Source organism: Persicirhabdus sediminis (genome assembly GCF_016595495.1).
Taxonomy (GTDB): domain Bacteria; phylum Verrucomicrobiota; class Verrucomicrobiia; order Verrucomicrobiales; family Akkermansiaceae; genus Persicirhabdus; species Persicirhabdus sediminis.
This window is the reverse complement of record NZ_JAENIM010000041.1, coordinates 1-17,913: the sequence shown is the minus strand read 5'-3', so window position 1 is coordinate 17,913 and position 17,913 is coordinate 1. Positions and strand designations below refer to the sequence as shown.

The window sequence follows — 17,913 nt, the reverse complement described above, 5'->3', positions numbered from 1 at the left end:
TCATGCGCCAGCCAGAGCAGGAACTCGACGCCCTGCGCGAGCAATCACTGCTGCGTTCATTACGTCAGCTAGATGGCCCGCAAGACACCACTATGTCATGGCATGGTGAGCAGCTGGTTAATTTTGCATCTAACGACTACCTCGGGCTCGCCCAGCACCCAGCGCTGAAGGCTGCCTTCATCCAGGGAATTGAGAAATTTGGCACCGGCTCAGGAGCCTCGCGGCTAGTGACGGGAAATCTACCCGCTCACCGCCAGCTGGAAGAAACCATCGCCGAGCTGAAAAATACCGAGGCCGCCATAAGCTTTGCTAACGGCTACAACTGCTCAGTTGGCACGCTGACCGCTCTGCTGCAAAAAGGCGATACCGTCATCCTCGACAAACTCAGCCACGCTAGCCTGATAGATGGCGCGCGCATGAGCGGCGCCACCGTCAGAGTTTTCCCGCACAACCATCTAGCAAAGCTGGAAAAATTGCTGCAAAGCGTCACCTCAAACGCTTCCAGCCAGCCAGCTGAAGCGCGCGTACTCATCGTCACCGAGTCGGTCTTCAGCATGGATGGTGACATTGCGCCACTAGCTGAAATATGTGCCCTCAAAGAGAAATACGGCGCCTTACTGTTAGTCGACGAAGCTCACGGTCTCGGAGTATTTGGCTCCACTGGCATGGGTCTAGCTGAACAGCTAGACCTAACATCACAGATAGACTTCCACATGGGCACACTCGGCAAAGCCGCTGGCATAGCTGGTGGCTACATCGCCTGCTCAGCCAGCTACCGCCAACTGCTAATCAACCGCGCGCGCTCATTCATCTACTCAACGGCCCCACCACCAGCACAAGCCTACGCCGCCGCCGCCGCCCTACGGTTGATCTCATCTAACGAGGGCCGCGAGATGAGAGAAAAACTATGGTCAAACATTCACCAGTTAGCCAGCCAGCTAGATCACTCAATCACGCCAACAAGCGCCATCATCCCTTGGATGATTGGCGATACAGACAGCGCCATCCAGCTCTCTGAAAACCTTCAACAAAACGGGCTGCTAGTTCCCGCAATCCGTTACCCAACAGTGCCTAAAAATACCGCTCGCCTGCGCATTACCATCAGCGCTAGCCACACTCCAGCTCAGCTCAGCCAGCTAGCTCAGGCACTTGCAAGTTCCAGCTAGTTAGGAAAATCCACCTCCAACAGCAGACGATTTTCAGCTGGCCGAAATTGTCATCATTCACTTGCGCTCTGATGACGCGCGCGTACTAGTGCTAGAAGTAATCACCCTAGCACACCCAATGATCTATCAACTCAAACAAGAACAGCAACTGCCGATTTCCCTAGAACAAGCGTGGGAGTTTTTCTGTGATCCCAACAACCTCGACAAAATCACCCCGCCAGACATGAAGTTCCAAATCCTCTCTGGCGCCAACCAGCGGATGCACGAGGGACAAATCATCCACTACAATATCCAAATTGCCCCCGGAATCTGGAACCAATGGCTCACCGAGATCAAAAATGTCCACCCGCTAGAAAGTTTTGTCGATGAGCAAAGAGCCGGTCCATACAAACTCTGGCACCACAAACACTCACTCGAGGCTAACGAAAACGGCGTCTTGATGATAGACCAAATTCATTACGCGCTGCCATTTGGATTACTCGGTGACCTCGTCCACAAGCTCTATGTGCGTAAGAAACTTCAGCGGATTTTTGACCACCGCGTGAGCGTTCTTAAAGAAATGTTCCCTGAATAGCCGAGGCTAACAAATCCCCCTAAAAGCCAACGACTAAGCAACCACAAGCAAAGGAGCGTTTTATACACCCACTCAGCACGGCGACATTCTTAAATTTGACAGGCTAAATTCGATTTAGATAATGAATGGTAATTACCCAAAAGGCTCCCATTTTACCATCATCATTATGAAGATAAGTAGCTCTGTGATCCTCGTGGTTCTAATCGTTTTGCTGTATCCAGTTTCCCAACTGATGCACATCACGCACGGCGACGCCTATATTCAGCAAGAGCTCAGCTTAGTCCAACAATGGAGCCAAAACCGTATCAATGATAGCAACTACGATATGGTAAAATCCGTCACCGTCATCAGCCTAGCAGGATCATGGCTAATCTTACTCCTCTTTAGAAAAATTCGCGGCGGCAGCCTGAAATACAAACTGCCTAAATAAGTTTGCGCCAAATTCCCTAGCATCCAGCTGACTGAGATTTTCAGCCAGCTGGCTAGCTAGGGTCATCAGCTAGGCTGACCTCAATACCTCTAAGGGTGGACGTTTGGCGATGCCGCGGCTAAGCAACATGCCTAGGCTAACGATCACGATCACAAATCCCACACTTGTGGCTAACATCAATAGCCATGGGAAAACAAACGCCTCACCTTGGAACACCTGCATCCCTAGCAAATAACAAGCAATCACCGAGAGTCCTGCTCCAGCGGTGACAGCCATGCTTGATAACAAGATGTACTCACTGGCCAAAACCTGTGTGATTTGCCTGCGGCTAGCGCCCATAGTGCGCAACAAAACACTTTCGCGAATTCTTACGCGGCGGCCAGCTAGCACCAAAGCAACCAAAACTAAGGCTCCCGTTAGTACCGTTAGCATCGCCATCGCCTGCACCGCTCGGCTCGCGCCAGCTAGCACTTGCTGAACGGCGCTAAGAATCAGACTAACATCAATAGTATTTACGTAGGGGAATTTCTCAAACAGAGCCTTCTGCACGTCCGCTGTGATTTCTGGCCCCGCTGAATGCGCCGTCATCACATCATAGGAAACGTAGTCATCGAGAACTCCAGGAGGAAAGATCATGAAGAAATTCAGGTTCAAACTGCGCCAGTCGACTTCGCGTAAATTGGCAACACGAATTGGTAGCGAAACGCCAAAGCCTTCAATGCTGATAGATAGCTCGTCACCTATCACCACTCCTAGGTCGTCTGCCATTTTTTGCTCTAGACTAACTGGAATCGCTTCATTTTTCTGGCTAGCACTCCAGCTAGATATCCATTCTCCAGCAATCATTTCTTCACTGTCGCCCAGCTGGTCACGATAGGTTGAGCGGAATTCACGCCTAACTACCCAAGCTGGAATTTTGTGCCCGCTGGCATCGCCTTGGCTAGCGAGCTGACGTACCCCCACGCCTTTCACATCGGTAATGCGCATCGATACGATAGGGGCATTGCCAAGAGGCGTCGCTCCTTGTTCCGCCACCATCGTAGAAACACCAGACATTTCACCCGGAGGTACATCTACAAAAAAGAGGTTCGGTTTTTCAGCCATGCGCTCAGGATCGAGCCACTGGTTGAGGATGTTTTGCATGCAGATCAAAGTGAGCATGAAAAATACTCCCATACCGATAGACATCATAAATAAACCAGTCTGGTTATTTGGTCGGTAGAGAGCGGCCACACCTTGGCGCAGAACAAATGGCCAGCTAGGACGCATCAGCCAGCGGCAGGCTTTGCGTAGTAATAGACCAACAGCAGCAAATACCCCAAAGGCTAACAGCAGGAACCCAATATAGGCGCCCGCAATGATCCATGCTCGCTCCAGCTGGCGCGAGTCAAACCAAGCGACAAAAAAGACCACCGCAACCATGAGTGTGTATATCAACCAGCGCAATGGATCGCGTCGCCCTTGTGATTGAAATTGCTCGCCCTTGCGGATCGCCGCAAGTGGGCTCACACGCCGCACAGCTAACAATGGCAACAACGCAAATACGGTACTAACGATCACGCCCATTAAGCCACCCTGAATGAAGGCTCCAACATCCATCGAGAGCTGGACACCAAATGGCAAACCAGCTGGAAAGTAGTTTGCTAACACAGCACCTAGAGCCAGCAAGTTTACCCAAGCTAACAACAATCCAAAACCAACACCGATAAAGCCTAAGGCTACACATTGAACAAAATAGACGGCAAAGGAGCGCGCCGCAGAACACCCCAAACAACGCAACGTAGCCACGCTAGCTAGACGCTCAGATACATGCACATGAATCGCGCCAGCCACACCTATCCCGCCCAAAAACAAAGCACTAATGCCTACAAGGTTGAGAAATAGATAGAGGTAGTCGATTGCTTGTTCTACATTTTCACTGCGGCTCTCAGCGGTTGTTTGTGTCAGTTTGAGTTCAGTCATTTTTGCGCCATTAGCCTCAACTAACTGCTCAGCATTAACGCCATCGTTGAGCTGGAAATACGCGCGGTGAAATGCCAAGCTGCGCATGCCAGCTAGGCCAGTAGATTCTAGCTTTTCTAGCGAGATAAATACCGTTGGTGAGAGCGCGCTAAAGCCAGAGGCCGACGGCGGCGCTTCTTTGACGACTCCTAACACCGGTAATTCTAATGATCCCACCTTGGCCAGATCACCAACCGAGGCGTTCATACTTGCTAGAAATGCTGGCTCCACAATGATGCCGCCACCAGCTTGCATCTGCTGCCAAGCAGCTGCGGGCTCAGTCACCACACTACCAAAAAATGGAAATGCAGGCTCGACGCCTCGCAGAGTGACTAACTTCGGCGCCACCTCATCAGCGATGCCAACCATACTGGTGAAGGATAACTCCCTAACTTCATCACTACTTTGTCGCCGAAAATCGGCCAGTAAGTTTTCAGACTCCGCGGAAAACGGCTCGCGCGATGCCACCATTAGATCAGCTCCTAGCAATGACTTCGCCTGCCCACCTAACGCCGAATTCAGGTTTTCACGCAGTGAACCAATAGTCGCTAGCGCGGCTACGCCAAAGACAATCGAACTCGAAAATAACAACAAGCGCCAGCGCGCTGGACGACTATCTCGCCAAGCCATGCGCCATACCCACGGCGAAACTAACTGTCTTAGAAAATCGATCATGAACTTACCTCACCGTGAAATTTCTGCTCAACCAGTTGACCATTTTTTAACCGGAAAACATAATCAGCCTTTGCTGCTAGATCGAGATCGTGGGTCACTACCACTAGCGCGATAGACGATTCCTGGTTGAGCTCAAAAAGCATGTCTTCCACCAATGCGCTGGCCTCTTCGTCGAGGTTCCCAGTAGGCTCGTCGGCAAACAAAATCTTCGGCTTGTGCATGAATGCCCGAGCAATCGCAACACGTTGCTGCTCACCACCTGATAGCTGGTTAGGGTAATGATTCACCCGCTTCGCCAACCCAACCCGCTCCAATAACTTCTCTGCTCTAGCTATGGTTTCTTTGCCACTCACACCGCGTAGCTCCTCGGGTACCATGACATTTTCTAAGGCTGTGAGCGCTGGCATCAGCTGGAAGTTTTGAAAAATAAAGCCAACCGATTCGGCACGCAGAGCAGCTCGTTGATCCTCAGATAGAGATCCAAGCTCTTGGCCAACTAGCAGAACATCTCCACCCGTCGCTTGATCCAGCCCAGCGCACAATCCTAACAACGTCGTCTTTCCACTCCCTGAGGGACCGACAATAGCAGCAGTGGCCCCTTCTGGAACTTCAATGCTAACTTCATCGAGAACTCTCAGCCGTTGTTCTCCGCTAGTGTATTCTTTGATCAAAGAATTCGTTTTTAGGATCATCTTTTGCATATCTCTATAGCTGGCGAACCCAGCTAATATGCTTATAGGCCAATCTATGGCATTCTGCAAATTGACATCTCAAAATCCATGCGCATGATAGAAACATCGCCATGAAATCACTTCTCACCTTGATCATTCTGCTCATTAGTCCATGGGCGCTTGCTGACGAATCCAGCCAAGCTACAAAACGTATTATCTTTCTCGGCGACAGCATCACCTCTGGCTACGGACTGGATAAATCCGCAGCCTATCCATCGCTGCTAGAAAACTTAGCCAAAGCCGACGGTTTCAGCTGGAGCTGCCTAAATGCGGGTCTCAGTGGCGATACTTCAGCTGGAGGAACTCGCCGAGCACCCATATTGCTGCGCCAGCCAGTTGATATTCTATTCATCGCCTTAGGTGGCAATGACGGCCTGCGGGGAATCCAGCCAGAAGTCACCGCAAAAAACCTCACAACCATAATCAAACAGGCCAAGGAGAAACAGCCCAACATGCTCATCGTGCTCGCTGGCATGCAGATGCCAGACAATATGGGCGATGACTACACCGCCGCATTTCGCGAGATTTACCCACAAGTAGCTGAAGCCGAGAAAGTTCACCTCATCCCATTCTTGCTAGATGGTGTGGCTATGGAAAAAGAACTCAATTTGCCCGACGGCATCCACCCAAACGCTAAGGGGCACGAAATCATCGCCCAGCAAGTCTATCAACAACTCAAGACTCTGACTCAGGGGAACTAATTTTTTTCATTAGTCACAGCTGTCACGCTAACTTTATCGATAAGGACTTTGCCAGTTCCCGCCTTTAGCTCAATTGACAGGGTGTGATCAAAACTGCTCAGCAACTCGCTACAGTGCCAGCTGAGCTCGTGCCATTTGCCATCTACTTTAATTTCAAACTCTTCGTTACTGGCAATTTCTCCAGCGGCAATACATCTAAGGCGCAAGCCCGAGCCTTTGTAATCAGCACTTTTATAGACAAACTTAACTAAGACGCCATCGAGTCCCTCGGTATCAAATTTCTGCGATACCTTTACCGTACGCCCAGAACTACCTTCCAGAAGTAGGTAGCGCTGATCATCCTCAACGACAAAAGCCTTATCGCCTTTCCAGTTGAGGTTTGTTTTCATTTCGCCGTTTTTTATTAAATTCTCGGCTAACATGGCAGGACTACATGCCACTAATCCTGCTATTACGATCAGTATTTGATTCATCATCACCCTGTTTTATTTGCCCTCTATCCATATAAATAGGCAGACAATCAGGATAAAACAGATCAGCTAACACATCATCAAACCCATTAGAGTATTCAAACGTTTATCGCCGCTGGTATTCGTGCGCAACTTTTAGCTAATTACTTAGCAGTAAATGACATGTATGACCTATTATATAAAAACATATGATTCGCTAAGAATTAAGAGAGAGCAGTGACTAACAGGCTAACTGCTCAAGTTAGACAAAAAAAATGCGCTGAGCCAATATGACCCAGCGCGAGAATTTGATAATTTGACAGGTAGATTAGTCAGGCACAACAATAAGTTCATCGCCGACTTTCACATCAACCCCGCCAGGGAAACTAGCTGGCAGAGGGTCAGCAAAGTTGCCCTCGAAGCTAATGCGTGAAACTTGCAGGCGACCGACAATGCCTCCATTACGGCGAATGCCTAGCGTCATGCCTTCGTTGACAAGGTCAGGCATTTTCACATCGATGATAGCAAACTGAATTCCTTCTTCATCGGTCCATTCTACCACCTGAGCCATCAGCATAGCCATGTTGATGTCGCGAGCGCGACGAGCATCACGGTTACGTTTTTCTAAGTCGTGACGAGCAATTTCCATAGCTTCGTCTTGAGCCATCTTGGCTTCGATTTCTTTCAGGCGAAGTTCTTCTTCGAGCTGCATGTTGCGCTCGATTTCAGCGGCGAGGGCTTCTTCATCTGGTACAACTGGCACGGTTGGCGTGTAGACAGGAGCGGGAGCGACAGGCACAGCAGCCGCTTGGCTCATACGCATACGCATCAATTCAGCTTCCAGCCGCTGGTTTTCGCGAATCAAATCACTCTGGCTACGATCAGCTTGGCCAGAATCACCAGTTTGGTTATTATTCATAGATAAAACCAATGCCGCGAGCATCATGGCGGCAGTAGCACCTAATAGCATTTGAGTCACATTCATGGCGAAGAACTTGCAGGGAATTTCAGCTGACCACAATACGAAAATGAGCGATCTTCAATTGACAATGACTTTTCCGTACCCGCAAACGCTTATTCATCAGGCGATTGATAGAAATTCTCTAAAATTTGATTTTCTCCCTGAGCTAAATCAGGCTACATCCTCAGGCATGATGCGGATGGCAGTACTGGGAAGCGGCAGCAGAGGCAATGCGACATTGATCGAATACGGTCAAATTCGCTTGTTGATTGATGCTGGGCTCAGCGCCAAACAACTGGTTCTGCGCATGGAGTCACTGGGCGTCGATCCAGATTCTATCTCGGCAATCCTAATCACCCACGAGCATTCTGATCATGCTGGCGGGCTGGATGTGCTTTTGCGCAAACGCGAAATCCCCGTATATACCAACTTGCTGACACGCGAGGTGCTCATGCACAAAATGAAAAGCCAAATCCAATGGCGAATTTTTCAGTCTGGCCAGAAGTTCAGCCTCGGGCCATTCACTATCGATCCATTCAGCATTCCGCACGATGCCGCAGATCCTGTTGGATTTGTGCTCGAAGCCGACGGCATTCGCCTCGGATCGCTCAGTGACGTTGGCTACATCACCGATTCCATCGCTAACCGACTCAAAGATTGTGATGCTCTCGCGCTCGAAGCCAACTACGACTACGATATGCTAGAAGCTGATAGCAGACGCAGTTGGGCTACCAAACAACGCATTGCCTCGCGCCACGGTCACCTATCTAACGAACAAACCAGCGAGCTGGTAGAAAAAGTTCACAGCGAGCGGCTCAAACAAGTCACCTTGATTCACCTCAGCGGCGACTGCAACTGCCCAGATCTAGCCACTAAGACGATGCTGAAGTGCCTGAAAAAATTGAAGCTGCCACATACCAAAGTACACGCGGCGCATCAGGACACTCCAACTGACTGGTTACTCTGCGGTACGCCTCAGCTGCCAGCATCTGAATTTTCTGAACAAGTTGAGTTATTCTAACGATTCCAGCTAGATTATTCCCTCAGCTGGCTGTTAGCTACTTTCCAGCTATGAAAGTGCGCTGAAGACTTTTTTCACCGCTTCACGTTTGAGCCTAAGTTCGCGCCACTCATTCATCAGCCGCGAAGCCTCAATCACGCCACAGCCAGATGGCAAGCTGAGATTTTCACCAGAAAAGTGCACGCCACGGATAGCTACCGCACAGGTGAATTCACCGTCGTGAGCTAGCCCAAATGGAGCGCCAAAATGCACCGGGCATTCTAGCTTGCTGCGCCAATTTTCCAGCATCTTCATCGTCTCGCGCGTGCGTGGCAGCGGCCCGAGAGCTGGTGTAGGATGCAGGCGGCGGATCAAATCTTCCACCGCACGATAATCAAACAATTCCACTTCGATAGGTGTGAGGAAATGGACAATTTCGCCAAGGTCCATCATGCCACGTTTCCCCTGCTCGACTTCGCCGATGTCAGAGAGTTTGGCCACCAATGTTTGGGCGACAAATGCGTGTTCGCGGATCTCTTTGGGATCGACGGCAAAAACTTCTCGCTCGTCGGCTTTGGCGGTTCCAGCCAGCGCCATTGTTTGCAAAACTTTACCTTTAAGGTTGAACAATAGCTCAGGGGTGGCGCCAAAAAATCCTTTGCCGCCAGCCACATATCCGTAGCTGATGAAAGGCTCGTCCAGCTCGGTCATAGTCGCCAAAATATCCAGCACGGTGCCTTCAACTAGCTGCCCCTGCTGCACCGCTACAGGCACTGATTTTTCAATCAATCCCACCGAAATGGCATCATTAATCTGAGCAAATACTTCGGCAAAGGCATCCGCCTCCATCTTGCTCCAAGCAATCTTCACACTCTCGCCAGCTGGCAGTAGCTCGGTCAGAGAGTCCACCCACTCAGTGCGCGCTGGCACTATCCACGGCTGCTTGTTTTGCAGGAAAAAATCATTGATGTAAAAAGCCGTCTGGCCAGCTGGCTGCTGGGCACAAAACTCAAATGGACCGTGTCCAATAAGGAATTTTCCACAACCCACTTTAATAAATGCAAACTCAGCTGGCAATGCGCTCATCAAGTCAAAGGGAACACGCCTGTGCGGTGTGGTCAAGCGCGTGATGCTTCCAGCTGCTCAAATGGCTTGAATCTTGGCCGCTGTGGAGTAGAAAAATGACATGCCAATGATTCCTGATGAAACCCGCGAGAAAGTGCTAGCCGCTACTGATATCGCTGACCTCATTGGATCTTATATCGAGGTGAAACGCAACGGCTCGGCCTACGTCGCGCTGTGCCCATTTCACTCCGAGCGCACACCTTCATTTAATATCAACCCAGTGCGCCAGTTCTACCACTGCTTCGGCTGTGGCGCCAGTGGTGACGCTATCAAGTTCATCCGCGATTACGAAAATCTGCCCTACTCAGAGGCGGTGAAAAGGCTCGCTGATAGAGCTGGCATCCCAGTGATCGAAGAAGTTTACGATCCCGCCTCAGAGCGCAAACGCAAACACATCGCTAGACTGAAAGAACTGCACAACGCACTCGCTCGCTACCTCAACGAGCTGCTGATGAAATCACCGGACTGCCGACACGCGCGCGACTACATGCGCGGTCGTGGATTTGGCGGTGAAATGGCTCAGCGATGGTTAGTGGGCTGGATGCCCGATAATGCTCAGGTCATCTTTAAATGGGCCAAAGAGAAAAAATTCTCTGGCCGCGAGCTGGTAGACGCCGGCATCTGTGCGCTGAAAAATGACCGCAACCCCAATGCTGGGCTCTATCTGCGCTTCCGCAACCGGTTGATGTTTCCTATCCACAACGACTACGGCGACATCATCGCCTTCAGTGGCCGCCAGCTGATAGAAGACCCTAACTCAGGTAAATACATCAACTCATCACAAACCCTCGTATTTGATAAATCTCGTGTTGTTTTTGGCCTCGATAAAGCCAAACGACCCATCATGAAGGCCAAATTTGCCCTCCTCTGCGAAGGACAAATCGACGCCATCAGCTGCTCAGAACAAGGCATCGAAAATGCCATCGCCCCACTCGGCACCGCCTTCACTCCGCAGCACGCCAAACTCATCGGCCGCTATACCAAAGAAGTCGTGCTCTGCTACGACTCAGACGCAGCTGGATTCAAAGCAGCCGATCGTGCATTCGCTCATCTAACGGCTGAGAAAATTGCCGTGCGAGTCGTTAGCATGCCGCCCAAACAAGACCCTGATTCTTACATCAAAGAATTTGGCATCGAGGCATTCCGCCAGCTGCTAGATGACGCTAAAGAATTTTTTGAGTTCAAGTTTGCCCACGAGTTCAAAAACTCCAGCCTCAATACTATTCAGGAAAAAGCCGAGCTCGCCCGCAAACTAGCTGACCTAGCAGCTCATGTTGGTGACAAGCTCACTAAAGATGCGCTGGTTTTACAAATTGCCACCCGGCTGGGACTCGGCGCTGAAGAACTGCGCAACGACGTTGTTAGAGCGGAGAAAAAGCACAAACGTGAGCATTCCTATACGCTAGCTAGAGAGAAAAAAGAAGCAGCTCAGGAAGAGAAAGTCCAAGCGACCCAGCTAGATCGCAGTGTGGCCACACTGTGCCAGCTGGCGCTCTGCCATAGCGAAGCTCAAGAATGGATGTGCGAGCAAGTCGAATCACTCTACGAGGCGCTACAACAAAGCTACGGCGGGGCGATTCTGTTGAAAATTTTATCGCAACGTCCAAATTGCGACAACCCAGCTGCGGTACAAACCTTCATCAGCAAACTAGCTGAAGGCGACCAAATGGCGGTGCGTCCAATGCTCAGCGATCCTCCAGCTGAAAATCCAGTGCTAGCTGCCGAACAAGCATCTAGCATGTTAATTTCCTCACACTTGCAGAAAAAGGAAGCGGCACTGCGCGCTCGCATGGCTGACCCAGCCGTACAAGCTGATCCCCAACTGCTGCTCTCGATGATGCAGGAGGCTAAAGATCTCAAAGAGATGCTCGGTAATATGACTAACCGTGCGATTCGCTAACTTAAGCTAGCGAGAAATTTCCCCAACTCACCTAGCTGACATCTCTTAGTCAGTTAGAATGATTGCATTTTCAAACAACAAAAAACCCCGATGCGAATCAGTCGCACCGGGGTGATTGGAAAATATTTCAGCTAGCAGCTATTAGTTAGCAACTGGCTTCTGAAGAATCACTTGGTCGCCTGGCTGAATCAGAACACCTGGCTTCATGCTCTTGTAGTCGATGTCAGTAACGAGACGTGAACCTTCGATAGCTGAGATCTTGAGGCGGCCGATGAGGTCGCTACCTCTTCTTACCATCAACTTGGTAGAAGTATTGATAGGCATGTCAGTTGGCACATTAACCACTGCAAATCCCCAGTCGTTGTTCACCGCTGTTACCAAACCACTCTTGCTGTTGGAGGCAATGCGCGCTGAGCGATCTGCAAGACGCTTCTTCACAGAAGCAATGCCTTCGTTATTGCTATCAACTGCCTTCTGAGCTCCGTCAACAAGCAGCTGAGTATCTTCCAGCTTAACTGTGTTGTTGGTTACTTCGTTCTCCAGATCGGTGATGAATCCACCGACTTCGTCGAGTTCAACATTCTCGGCGCCAAAGAGCTCCTTGATCTGCTTCACTGACTCAATCTGCTTATCAAGTTCTGTTTGTACTGAGGCAACTTTGCGCTCAATAGCCTGCATGGAACGTGTTTCAGCTTGTAAATCTTTGTTTGCAACTTCGAGATCGCCGTTAGCATCCAACAGCGTATTGTTTTTAGTATCGTAGTCAGCCTTAGCTGCTTCTACTTCTTTCTCTTTGTTGCGGTTATTGCCTAGCTGAACCTCGATGTTTTGGTTAACACCTGCCAGTTCTTCGATGCTAGCTTCAAACTCAGTTTTTTGTTGGTATGAAACATAAGCTCCACCGAGAGCGGCTGCCGTTACAACTCCATAAATAATAGCTTTCATGATCTTTAATCAGTAATGGTTTTCGATTCTAGCAATTACTTGATAACTGCAACTTCTGAGGCACTGATTGTTTGTTCAGCGATGACGACATCTCCAGGGTGAAGATTTACACCTTCAGCTACAGACTCTCTGACGATGTTAGCAGATGCTTTGTTTGCTTCTACTGCAGTCACTTGTAGTTTCGCTACAACTTCCTCGTCGCGAACAACGTCAAGAATTGATCCGGTAACAACACCTTGTTTGTCACCTGCTGATAGAAGAACAAAACCCCAGTTGCGGTAGACAGCTGATACGCGTGTCTTTAAATTCGGAAATGATTTTCCACTTCTAGTAGCCGCTAATTTTTCATTGAAGTTAGCTAGCTCAACATCAGTACGAGCTTTCTGTTGGTTGAGGTTAGCCAGCTGTGATTCGGCATCAGCCAAATCTGTAGCCACCTGCAGTGATCTTGCTTTGAGCTCCTTGATTTGTGGAATGATAACGTCTGGCTTAGGTAGATCTGCTGAATCTTCCTTAGCGCGCTCAAGTGCAGCTACGAGGTCATCGTGCTTGCTCTCAATGCTAGCAACTTTAGATTTGATCTCTTCACGCTGCTTAGAAACTTCAGCCAGTTTGGCCTGAGATTCTTCGATGTCAGCTTCAGCTTGTTTGATATCATCATTCAGGCCGTTAAGCTCCGCAACACTTTGCGTGAAGGTTTTCTGTAATTGAGCGTACTTTTGCTCAGCGTTTTCTGTATCTTGTTTGTTCTTTTCCAGAGCCGTACCATTTTTCGACCAGAGAAAAGCGCCCATCAATGAAAAGACAACAGCGAGACTAATAAATATTTTCGACATGATTTGTGTGCGTGAGTTCCTGAGTATTTTATGTGTAGTCGTGACACTAGGAGACCGACGGGGGGGGCGGCAACTCAAAAGTTCATACTTTTTTAAACGAACCAGCCATGTCTTTACATTATCCCCCCACACATCATAATTTTGTCAAACGAACATGAACACTGTAACCCGCATATTTGCGTACATAAAACGATCCCCCGCTCTTGCTAGTGGACTTCTAATTTGCGCCGTGGCAATGACTCTGCTGGTCATTGTTTTTCCGCAAATATCTAGCCTTGTTGTTAGTGAAGTTTTGGAAAATGGACGCCATGAAATGCTTTTTCCCTATATTTCCATTGCTTTAGCTGCCTTCTTTTCACGCGACTTATTAAACTATCTGCGCATTATTCTTAACAACCACCTCGAGCAAAAAGTCATCTACGATCTGCGCTCAGATTTATACAAAAAACTTCAGAGGCTGCCAGTTCGCTGGTTTGATAACCGTCGCTCAGGTGACGTTATGACGAGAGTGGCAGAAGACGTGCCGATGATGGAACGCTTGCTCATCGACGGTATCGAGCAAGGCCTCATTGCCATCCTCCAAGTCATCGTTGTTAGCGTCTTTTTATTCACTAAAAATGCAACCTTAGCGCTGTGCGCCCTCGCTCCTCTGCCCTTTTTAGTAATCTCAGCATACTTTTACAGCCGCCACTCACAGGATCGCCACCGCCACGTGCGCAAGGCTACTGATAATATGAACTCAATGCTGCACGATAACATTGCTGGCATTAGACAAATCAAATCATACGCCGCTGAAGAACCTGAACTGAAGCATTTCAACGAGAAATCATCCGCGCTCAAATCAGCCACTCTCAAAGTCATGCGCGCATGGGCCATCTATTCATCTAGCATGAGTTTTCTAAACTCGCTAGGGTACATTCTAGTTCTAGGTGTCGGCGCCTATCAAATCATCCACAGTCAGAGTGAAATCAGTACTTTAGTTGCATTCCTCACAGTGATCTGGGCGCTCTACGATCCTATCAGCCGACTCCATCAACTTAACCAAATGGCTCTATCATCCAGAGCGGCGGCTGAGCGTGTCTTTCTCATTCTTGATACCGATGATGAAGTACAAGCGCATAGCGGCACCAAGCTGCCGAGCCCAGCTAATGGCCATGTTGTCTTTAACGATGTTAGCTTTTCCTATGGAGATATCCCTACGCTGAAAAATATCCAGCTAGAAGCAAAGCCTGGTCAGATGGTTGCTCTAGTTGGTTCTACTGGCGCTGGTAAATCTACCATCGTCAACTTGCTCACGCGTTTCTACGAGTACAATGAAGGATCTATCACTGTGGACGGCATTGAGCTCAACAAAATGGATAAACAATCACTGCGCTCACAAATTGGTTATGTCACCCAAGATGCATTTTTATTTAATGATACCGTGCGTCACAACTTGTTGTTAGCTGATCGATCCGCAAGTGACGAACAAATGTGGAATGCGCTTGAAGCAGCCAATGCTGCTGGATTTGTCCGCGAACTCAGCAACGGGCTGGATACCATCGTTGGTGAACGAGGTGTGAAACTCTCAGGTGGCGAGCGCCAACGATTATCCATTGCTAGAGCGTTGATTAAAAACCCACCAATTTTGTTATTAGACGAAGCGACAGCAGCAGTGGATAGCCACACCGAGCGGCTCATCCAACAGGCGCTGGAAAACCTAATGGAAAACCGCACCGCCTTTGTGATTGCCCACAGGCTCTCAACCATTCGCAATGCCGACCAAATCCACTACCTCGAGCGCGGATGCATCATAGAGACAGGCAAACATGACGAGCTCATCCAGCTGGACGGCCATTATGCTAAGCTCTGCCGCCAGTCGCTTCTCACTGAGCAACAACAAGCCGACAACTAAGATTGTGAAGAATTCCCCCGTCATCTTCACCTAAAGACTTTTATTTTTCTATCACCTGAGTTAAGTTGAGTTGTCATGGCATTAGCCAAACTCATGCAAGAAGCTGGTGAGACATTCACCAAGATTTTCGGACACCAGCCGGACTATTACAGCTCGGCGCCTGGCCGCGTTAACCTGATAGGCGAGCATATCGACTACTGCGACGGACTTGTTCTACCAGCAGCAATCGACCGCTACATCGTCATTGCCTTTCGTAAAACTGATTCGCTGAAAGGTGAAATCTGCATGCACTCAGCTGGAAACATGACTGAGATTCCGCTAGATGTAGAGCTCATCACATCCGAACCTGAATGGGCTAACTATGTGCGCGGCATCATCGATGGATTTCATAATATCGGCTATCACGACATCCCTGGCTTTCAGGCCTACATTCATAGCAACCTGCCGCGTAGCTCTGGTCTATCAAGTACCTCTGCACTTGAATGCTGTACCGCTCACATGGTTGAGCAACTGATAGGTGTCCAGCTAGATAAAACGCTCAAAGCGATATTGTGCCAGCGAGCCGAGCACAGTTTTGCAGGCGTGCCTTGTGGCATCATGAACCCTTACGTCACCATTTTTTCCAAACAGGATCACTTAATTTCGCTAGACTGCCGTGACATCAGCTCTAGCTACGTACCATTTCCGACCGACGAGTTGGCCTTGATTGTAGCCAATACAAAAAAATACCACCACCTCAACGACGGCTCGTATGCATCTCGCAGGCGCCAAGTCGACGATACACTTAGCTTGCTAGAAAAAGAATCGTGGCGTGATGTCACCATGACTGAGTTAGAAGCACGCCAAGATGATATTTCCCATCTCGCCTACAAACGTAGCCGCCACGTGATCGCTGAAATCGAGCGATCTAAAATTGCTCTAGCGGCATGGACTGAACGCGACTACGACCACGTTGGCCAACTCATGAATGCCAGCCACCAATCGTTGCAGCATGATTATGAAGCTACCTGCTATGAGTTAGACGTCATGGCTAACATAGCCCAAACAATCGGTCACGAGGGCGGTGTGCTTGGCAGCAAAATGACAGGAGGTGGGTTTGGCGGCTCCACAATCACCTTAGTGCAGAAAGATAGCGTTAGACATGTCATGGAAGAGATCTACGACAAATACCGTATTGCCACTCACCAAACGCCTATGATTTTTTGCCCAAGTATCGTAGCTGGTTCACTAACGACACCTGCTGCTGAAGTCTAATCTCAAAACTTTCTACCCTAGAGAACTTACGTAGCGATGTTTATTGGTGAAAATGCCTGAGCGAGTAGATAGAGATAGTCATTTCTCCAGCTGGCGAAATTGCCTTGGCGCCTTGCTTGCGTTTCTTGCCAAATTTTTTGCGGTGAGTTCTGAATTGATTGTTGATGAAGGCTTTGCCGCCGATGGCCACGCCGTCGGTGAAGTATTTTATTTTGTGCCGCAGTAGCTCGGCGGGTGAGATTTTGCCCTCTCTAGCACGTTCATTTTCCAGCTGGGATTTGGCATTTTCATTAGTGATGGCAGCGTCTTCTATCAGCCAGAGTCGGTATCGATGGGCGTTTTTCTTCCAGCTAGTTTGCGCTACGCGCATCACCTCGCAGAGCCCGTAGCGACAGCGTTTGCTGCCAGCCAGCGCGGCGGCGTAACCACACCATCGGTAGTCTTTGGGATCGCTAACGAGATCAGCCCTAACTGGATTAAGATCGATGTAGGCGGCGATCGCATGAAGCGCGGTGAAATCTTCACCGGTTTCGTGCTCGGCTGGTTTGTTAGTAGATTCTACCAACACGCTTTTGTAGCGGCCCATCCACAACGCTCCGCGCCTTCCGTGAGTTTTGTTATACCACCGGCTGTAGCGCTCTTTAAGTTCTTTAACGAATTTTTCTAAGTTACAAAAACGCTCTTTGTATTTAGTTAGTTGCTCATCAGCATAGCGCTCCATGCCATTGGCGCGCATGTGCGCCAACTCGGCTCGCAGCTGGCTGATGTACGCTTTGCTATACAGCGTTCGCAGGTGGTCGATCAGCCGCTCTTCTCCTTGCTGCTTGGTTTGCGTCGGTCTTTCGTCTGGCCTACCTTGTGACTCGTAGGCTTCAAACTTGGCGTTAAATTTCACCCTGCTAGGCACGCGAATGAGCAAGTGAAAATGGTTATCCATCAAACAATAAGTCAGGATTTTTATGCCTGAGAAGCGCGCCATGCGCCACATGATGCGCAAAAATGCTTCTTTTTCCTGGTCGCCAAACAGGTAATCTCCACCCGCCGTGCGACTCATCACGTGGTAACAATACGAGTGCCGATCATCGCCAACAATGCGCACATGCCCACCCGATGGCGGCGCACAAATCATGCCCGCCGCGCCACCAGAAAAACCCGTTTTACAATCCGCCAACTGCAGCGGCGTAAGCGGCTTACTTGCCACTGGTTTTTGTTGATTCTGCAATGGTTCTGGAGATTTCATAATCACCAATATCGCACAGAATCAGTGGCTT

Annotated in this window: 16 protein-coding genes; 8 read left to right on the top strand and 8 right to left on the bottom strand. The window is 49.4% G+C overall.

Annotation, left to right across the window (positions count from 1 at the left end; all coding sequences use genetic code 11):
• Positions 1-2 precede the first annotated feature (2 nt).
• The 3 genes from bioF (at position 3) to JIN82_RS10860 (ending at position 2,170) form a co-directional block, all read left to right on the top strand.
• A complete protein-coding gene (gene bioF, locus JIN82_RS10870; RefSeq protein ID WP_200311672.1) occupies positions 3-1,166 on the top strand; it encodes an 8-amino-7-oxononanoate synthase in 1,164 nt (387 codons plus the stop codon).
• Between the two features lie 61 nt (positions 1,167-1,227).
• A complete protein-coding gene (locus JIN82_RS10865) occupies positions 1,228-1,740 on the top strand; it encodes an SRPBCC family protein (RefSeq protein ID WP_200311671.1) in 513 nt (170 codons plus the stop codon).
• 166 nt (positions 1,741-1,906) lie between these two features.
• A complete protein-coding gene (locus JIN82_RS10860) occupies positions 1,907-2,170 on the top strand; it encodes a hypothetical protein (RefSeq protein WP_200311670.1) in 264 nt (87 codons plus the stop codon).
• 69 nt (positions 2,171-2,239) lie between these two features.
• On the opposite strand, the gene JIN82_RS10855 is transcribed toward JIN82_RS10860, so the two are convergent.
• Complete coding sequence (locus JIN82_RS10855) at positions 2,240-4,846, bottom strand: ABC transporter permease (protein ID WP_200311669.1); 2,607 nt, start codon at positions 4,844-4,846, stop codon at positions 2,240-2,242.
• A complete protein-coding gene (locus JIN82_RS10850; RefSeq protein ID WP_234041941.1) occupies positions 4,843-5,538 on the bottom strand; it encodes an ABC transporter ATP-binding protein in 696 nt (231 codons plus the stop codon). The genes JIN82_RS10855 and JIN82_RS10850 overlap by 4 nt, the downstream gene beginning before the upstream one ends.
• A 110-nt stretch (positions 5,539-5,648) precedes the next feature.
• On the opposite strand from JIN82_RS10850, the gene JIN82_RS10845 reads away from it, so the two are divergent.
• On the top strand, positions 5,649-6,278 hold the full coding sequence (locus JIN82_RS10845; protein ID WP_200311667.1) for an arylesterase: 630 nt from the start codon (positions 5,649-5,651) through the stop codon (positions 6,276-6,278).
• On the opposite strand, the gene JIN82_RS10840 is transcribed toward JIN82_RS10845, so the two are convergent.
• Together JIN82_RS10840 and JIN82_RS10835 are read right to left on the bottom strand one after the other, a co-directional pair.
• A complete protein-coding gene (locus tag JIN82_RS10840) occupies positions 6,275-6,667 on the bottom strand; it encodes a hypothetical protein (protein WP_234041940.1) in 393 nt (130 codons plus the stop codon). The genes JIN82_RS10845 and JIN82_RS10840 overlap by 4 nt on opposite strands.
• Positions 6,668-7,055: 388 nt before the next feature.
• Positions 7,056-7,712 carry a hypothetical protein gene (locus tag JIN82_RS10835; RefSeq protein WP_200311665.1) on the bottom strand — a complete coding sequence of 219 codons (657 nt, stop codon included), beginning with the start codon at positions 7,710-7,712 and terminating at the stop codon, positions 7,056-7,058.
• A gap of 43 nt (positions 7,713-7,755) precedes the next feature.
• On the opposite strand from JIN82_RS10835, the gene JIN82_RS10830 reads away from it, so the two are divergent.
• Positions 7,756-8,709 carry an MBL fold metallo-hydrolase gene (locus JIN82_RS10830; protein WP_200311664.1) on the top strand — a complete coding sequence of 318 codons (954 nt, stop codon included), beginning with the start codon at positions 7,756-7,758 and terminating at the stop codon, positions 8,707-8,709.
• Positions 8,710-8,757: 48 nt separating this feature from the next.
• Here the strand turns inward: JIN82_RS10830 and JIN82_RS10825 are convergent, their stop codons facing one another.
• A complete protein-coding gene (locus tag JIN82_RS10825) occupies positions 8,758-9,774 on the bottom strand; it encodes a chorismate-binding protein (RefSeq protein WP_234041939.1) in 1,017 nt (338 codons plus the stop codon).
• 100 nt (positions 9,775-9,874) lie between these two features.
• On the opposite strand from JIN82_RS10825, the gene dnaG reads away from it, so the two are divergent.
• Positions 9,875-11,713, top strand: a complete 1,839-nt coding sequence (gene dnaG / locus JIN82_RS10820) for a DNA primase (protein WP_200311662.1) — start codon at positions 9,875-9,877, stop codon at positions 11,711-11,713.
• A 141-nt stretch (positions 11,714-11,854) separates the two neighbouring features.
• Here the strand turns inward: dnaG and JIN82_RS10815 are convergent, their stop codons facing one another.
• Both JIN82_RS10815 and JIN82_RS10810 read right to left on the bottom strand, forming a co-directional pair.
• Positions 11,855-12,658 carry a hypothetical protein gene (locus JIN82_RS10815; protein ID WP_200311661.1) on the bottom strand — a complete coding sequence of 268 codons (804 nt, stop codon included), beginning with the start codon at positions 12,656-12,658 and terminating at the stop codon, positions 11,855-11,857.
• Between the two features lie 35 nt (positions 12,659-12,693).
• Positions 12,694-13,494 (bottom strand): hypothetical protein, encoded by an 801-nt coding sequence (locus tag JIN82_RS10810; protein ID WP_200311660.1) that lies wholly within the window; start codon positions 13,492-13,494, stop codon positions 12,694-12,696.
• A 154-nt stretch (positions 13,495-13,648) separates the two neighbouring features.
• On the opposite strand from JIN82_RS10810, the gene JIN82_RS10805 reads away from it, so the two are divergent.
• Positions 13,649-15,388, top strand: a complete 1,740-nt coding sequence (locus tag JIN82_RS10805) for an ABC transporter ATP-binding protein (protein ID WP_200311659.1) — start codon at positions 13,649-13,651, stop codon at positions 15,386-15,388.
• 75 nt (positions 15,389-15,463) lie between these two features.
• The gene (gene galK, locus JIN82_RS10800) at positions 15,464-16,642 is read left to right on the top strand and encodes a galactokinase (protein WP_200311658.1); all 1,179 of its coding nucleotides are present in this window, start codon (positions 15,464-15,466) and stop codon (positions 16,640-16,642) included.
• Positions 16,643-16,682: 40 nt separating this feature from the next.
• Here the strand turns inward: galK and JIN82_RS10795 are convergent, their stop codons facing one another.
• On the bottom strand, positions 16,683-17,882 hold the full coding sequence (locus tag JIN82_RS10795) for a transposase (RefSeq protein WP_200311657.1): 1,200 nt from the start codon (positions 17,880-17,882) through the stop codon (positions 16,683-16,685).
• Positions 17,883-17,913 lie beyond the last annotated feature (31 nt).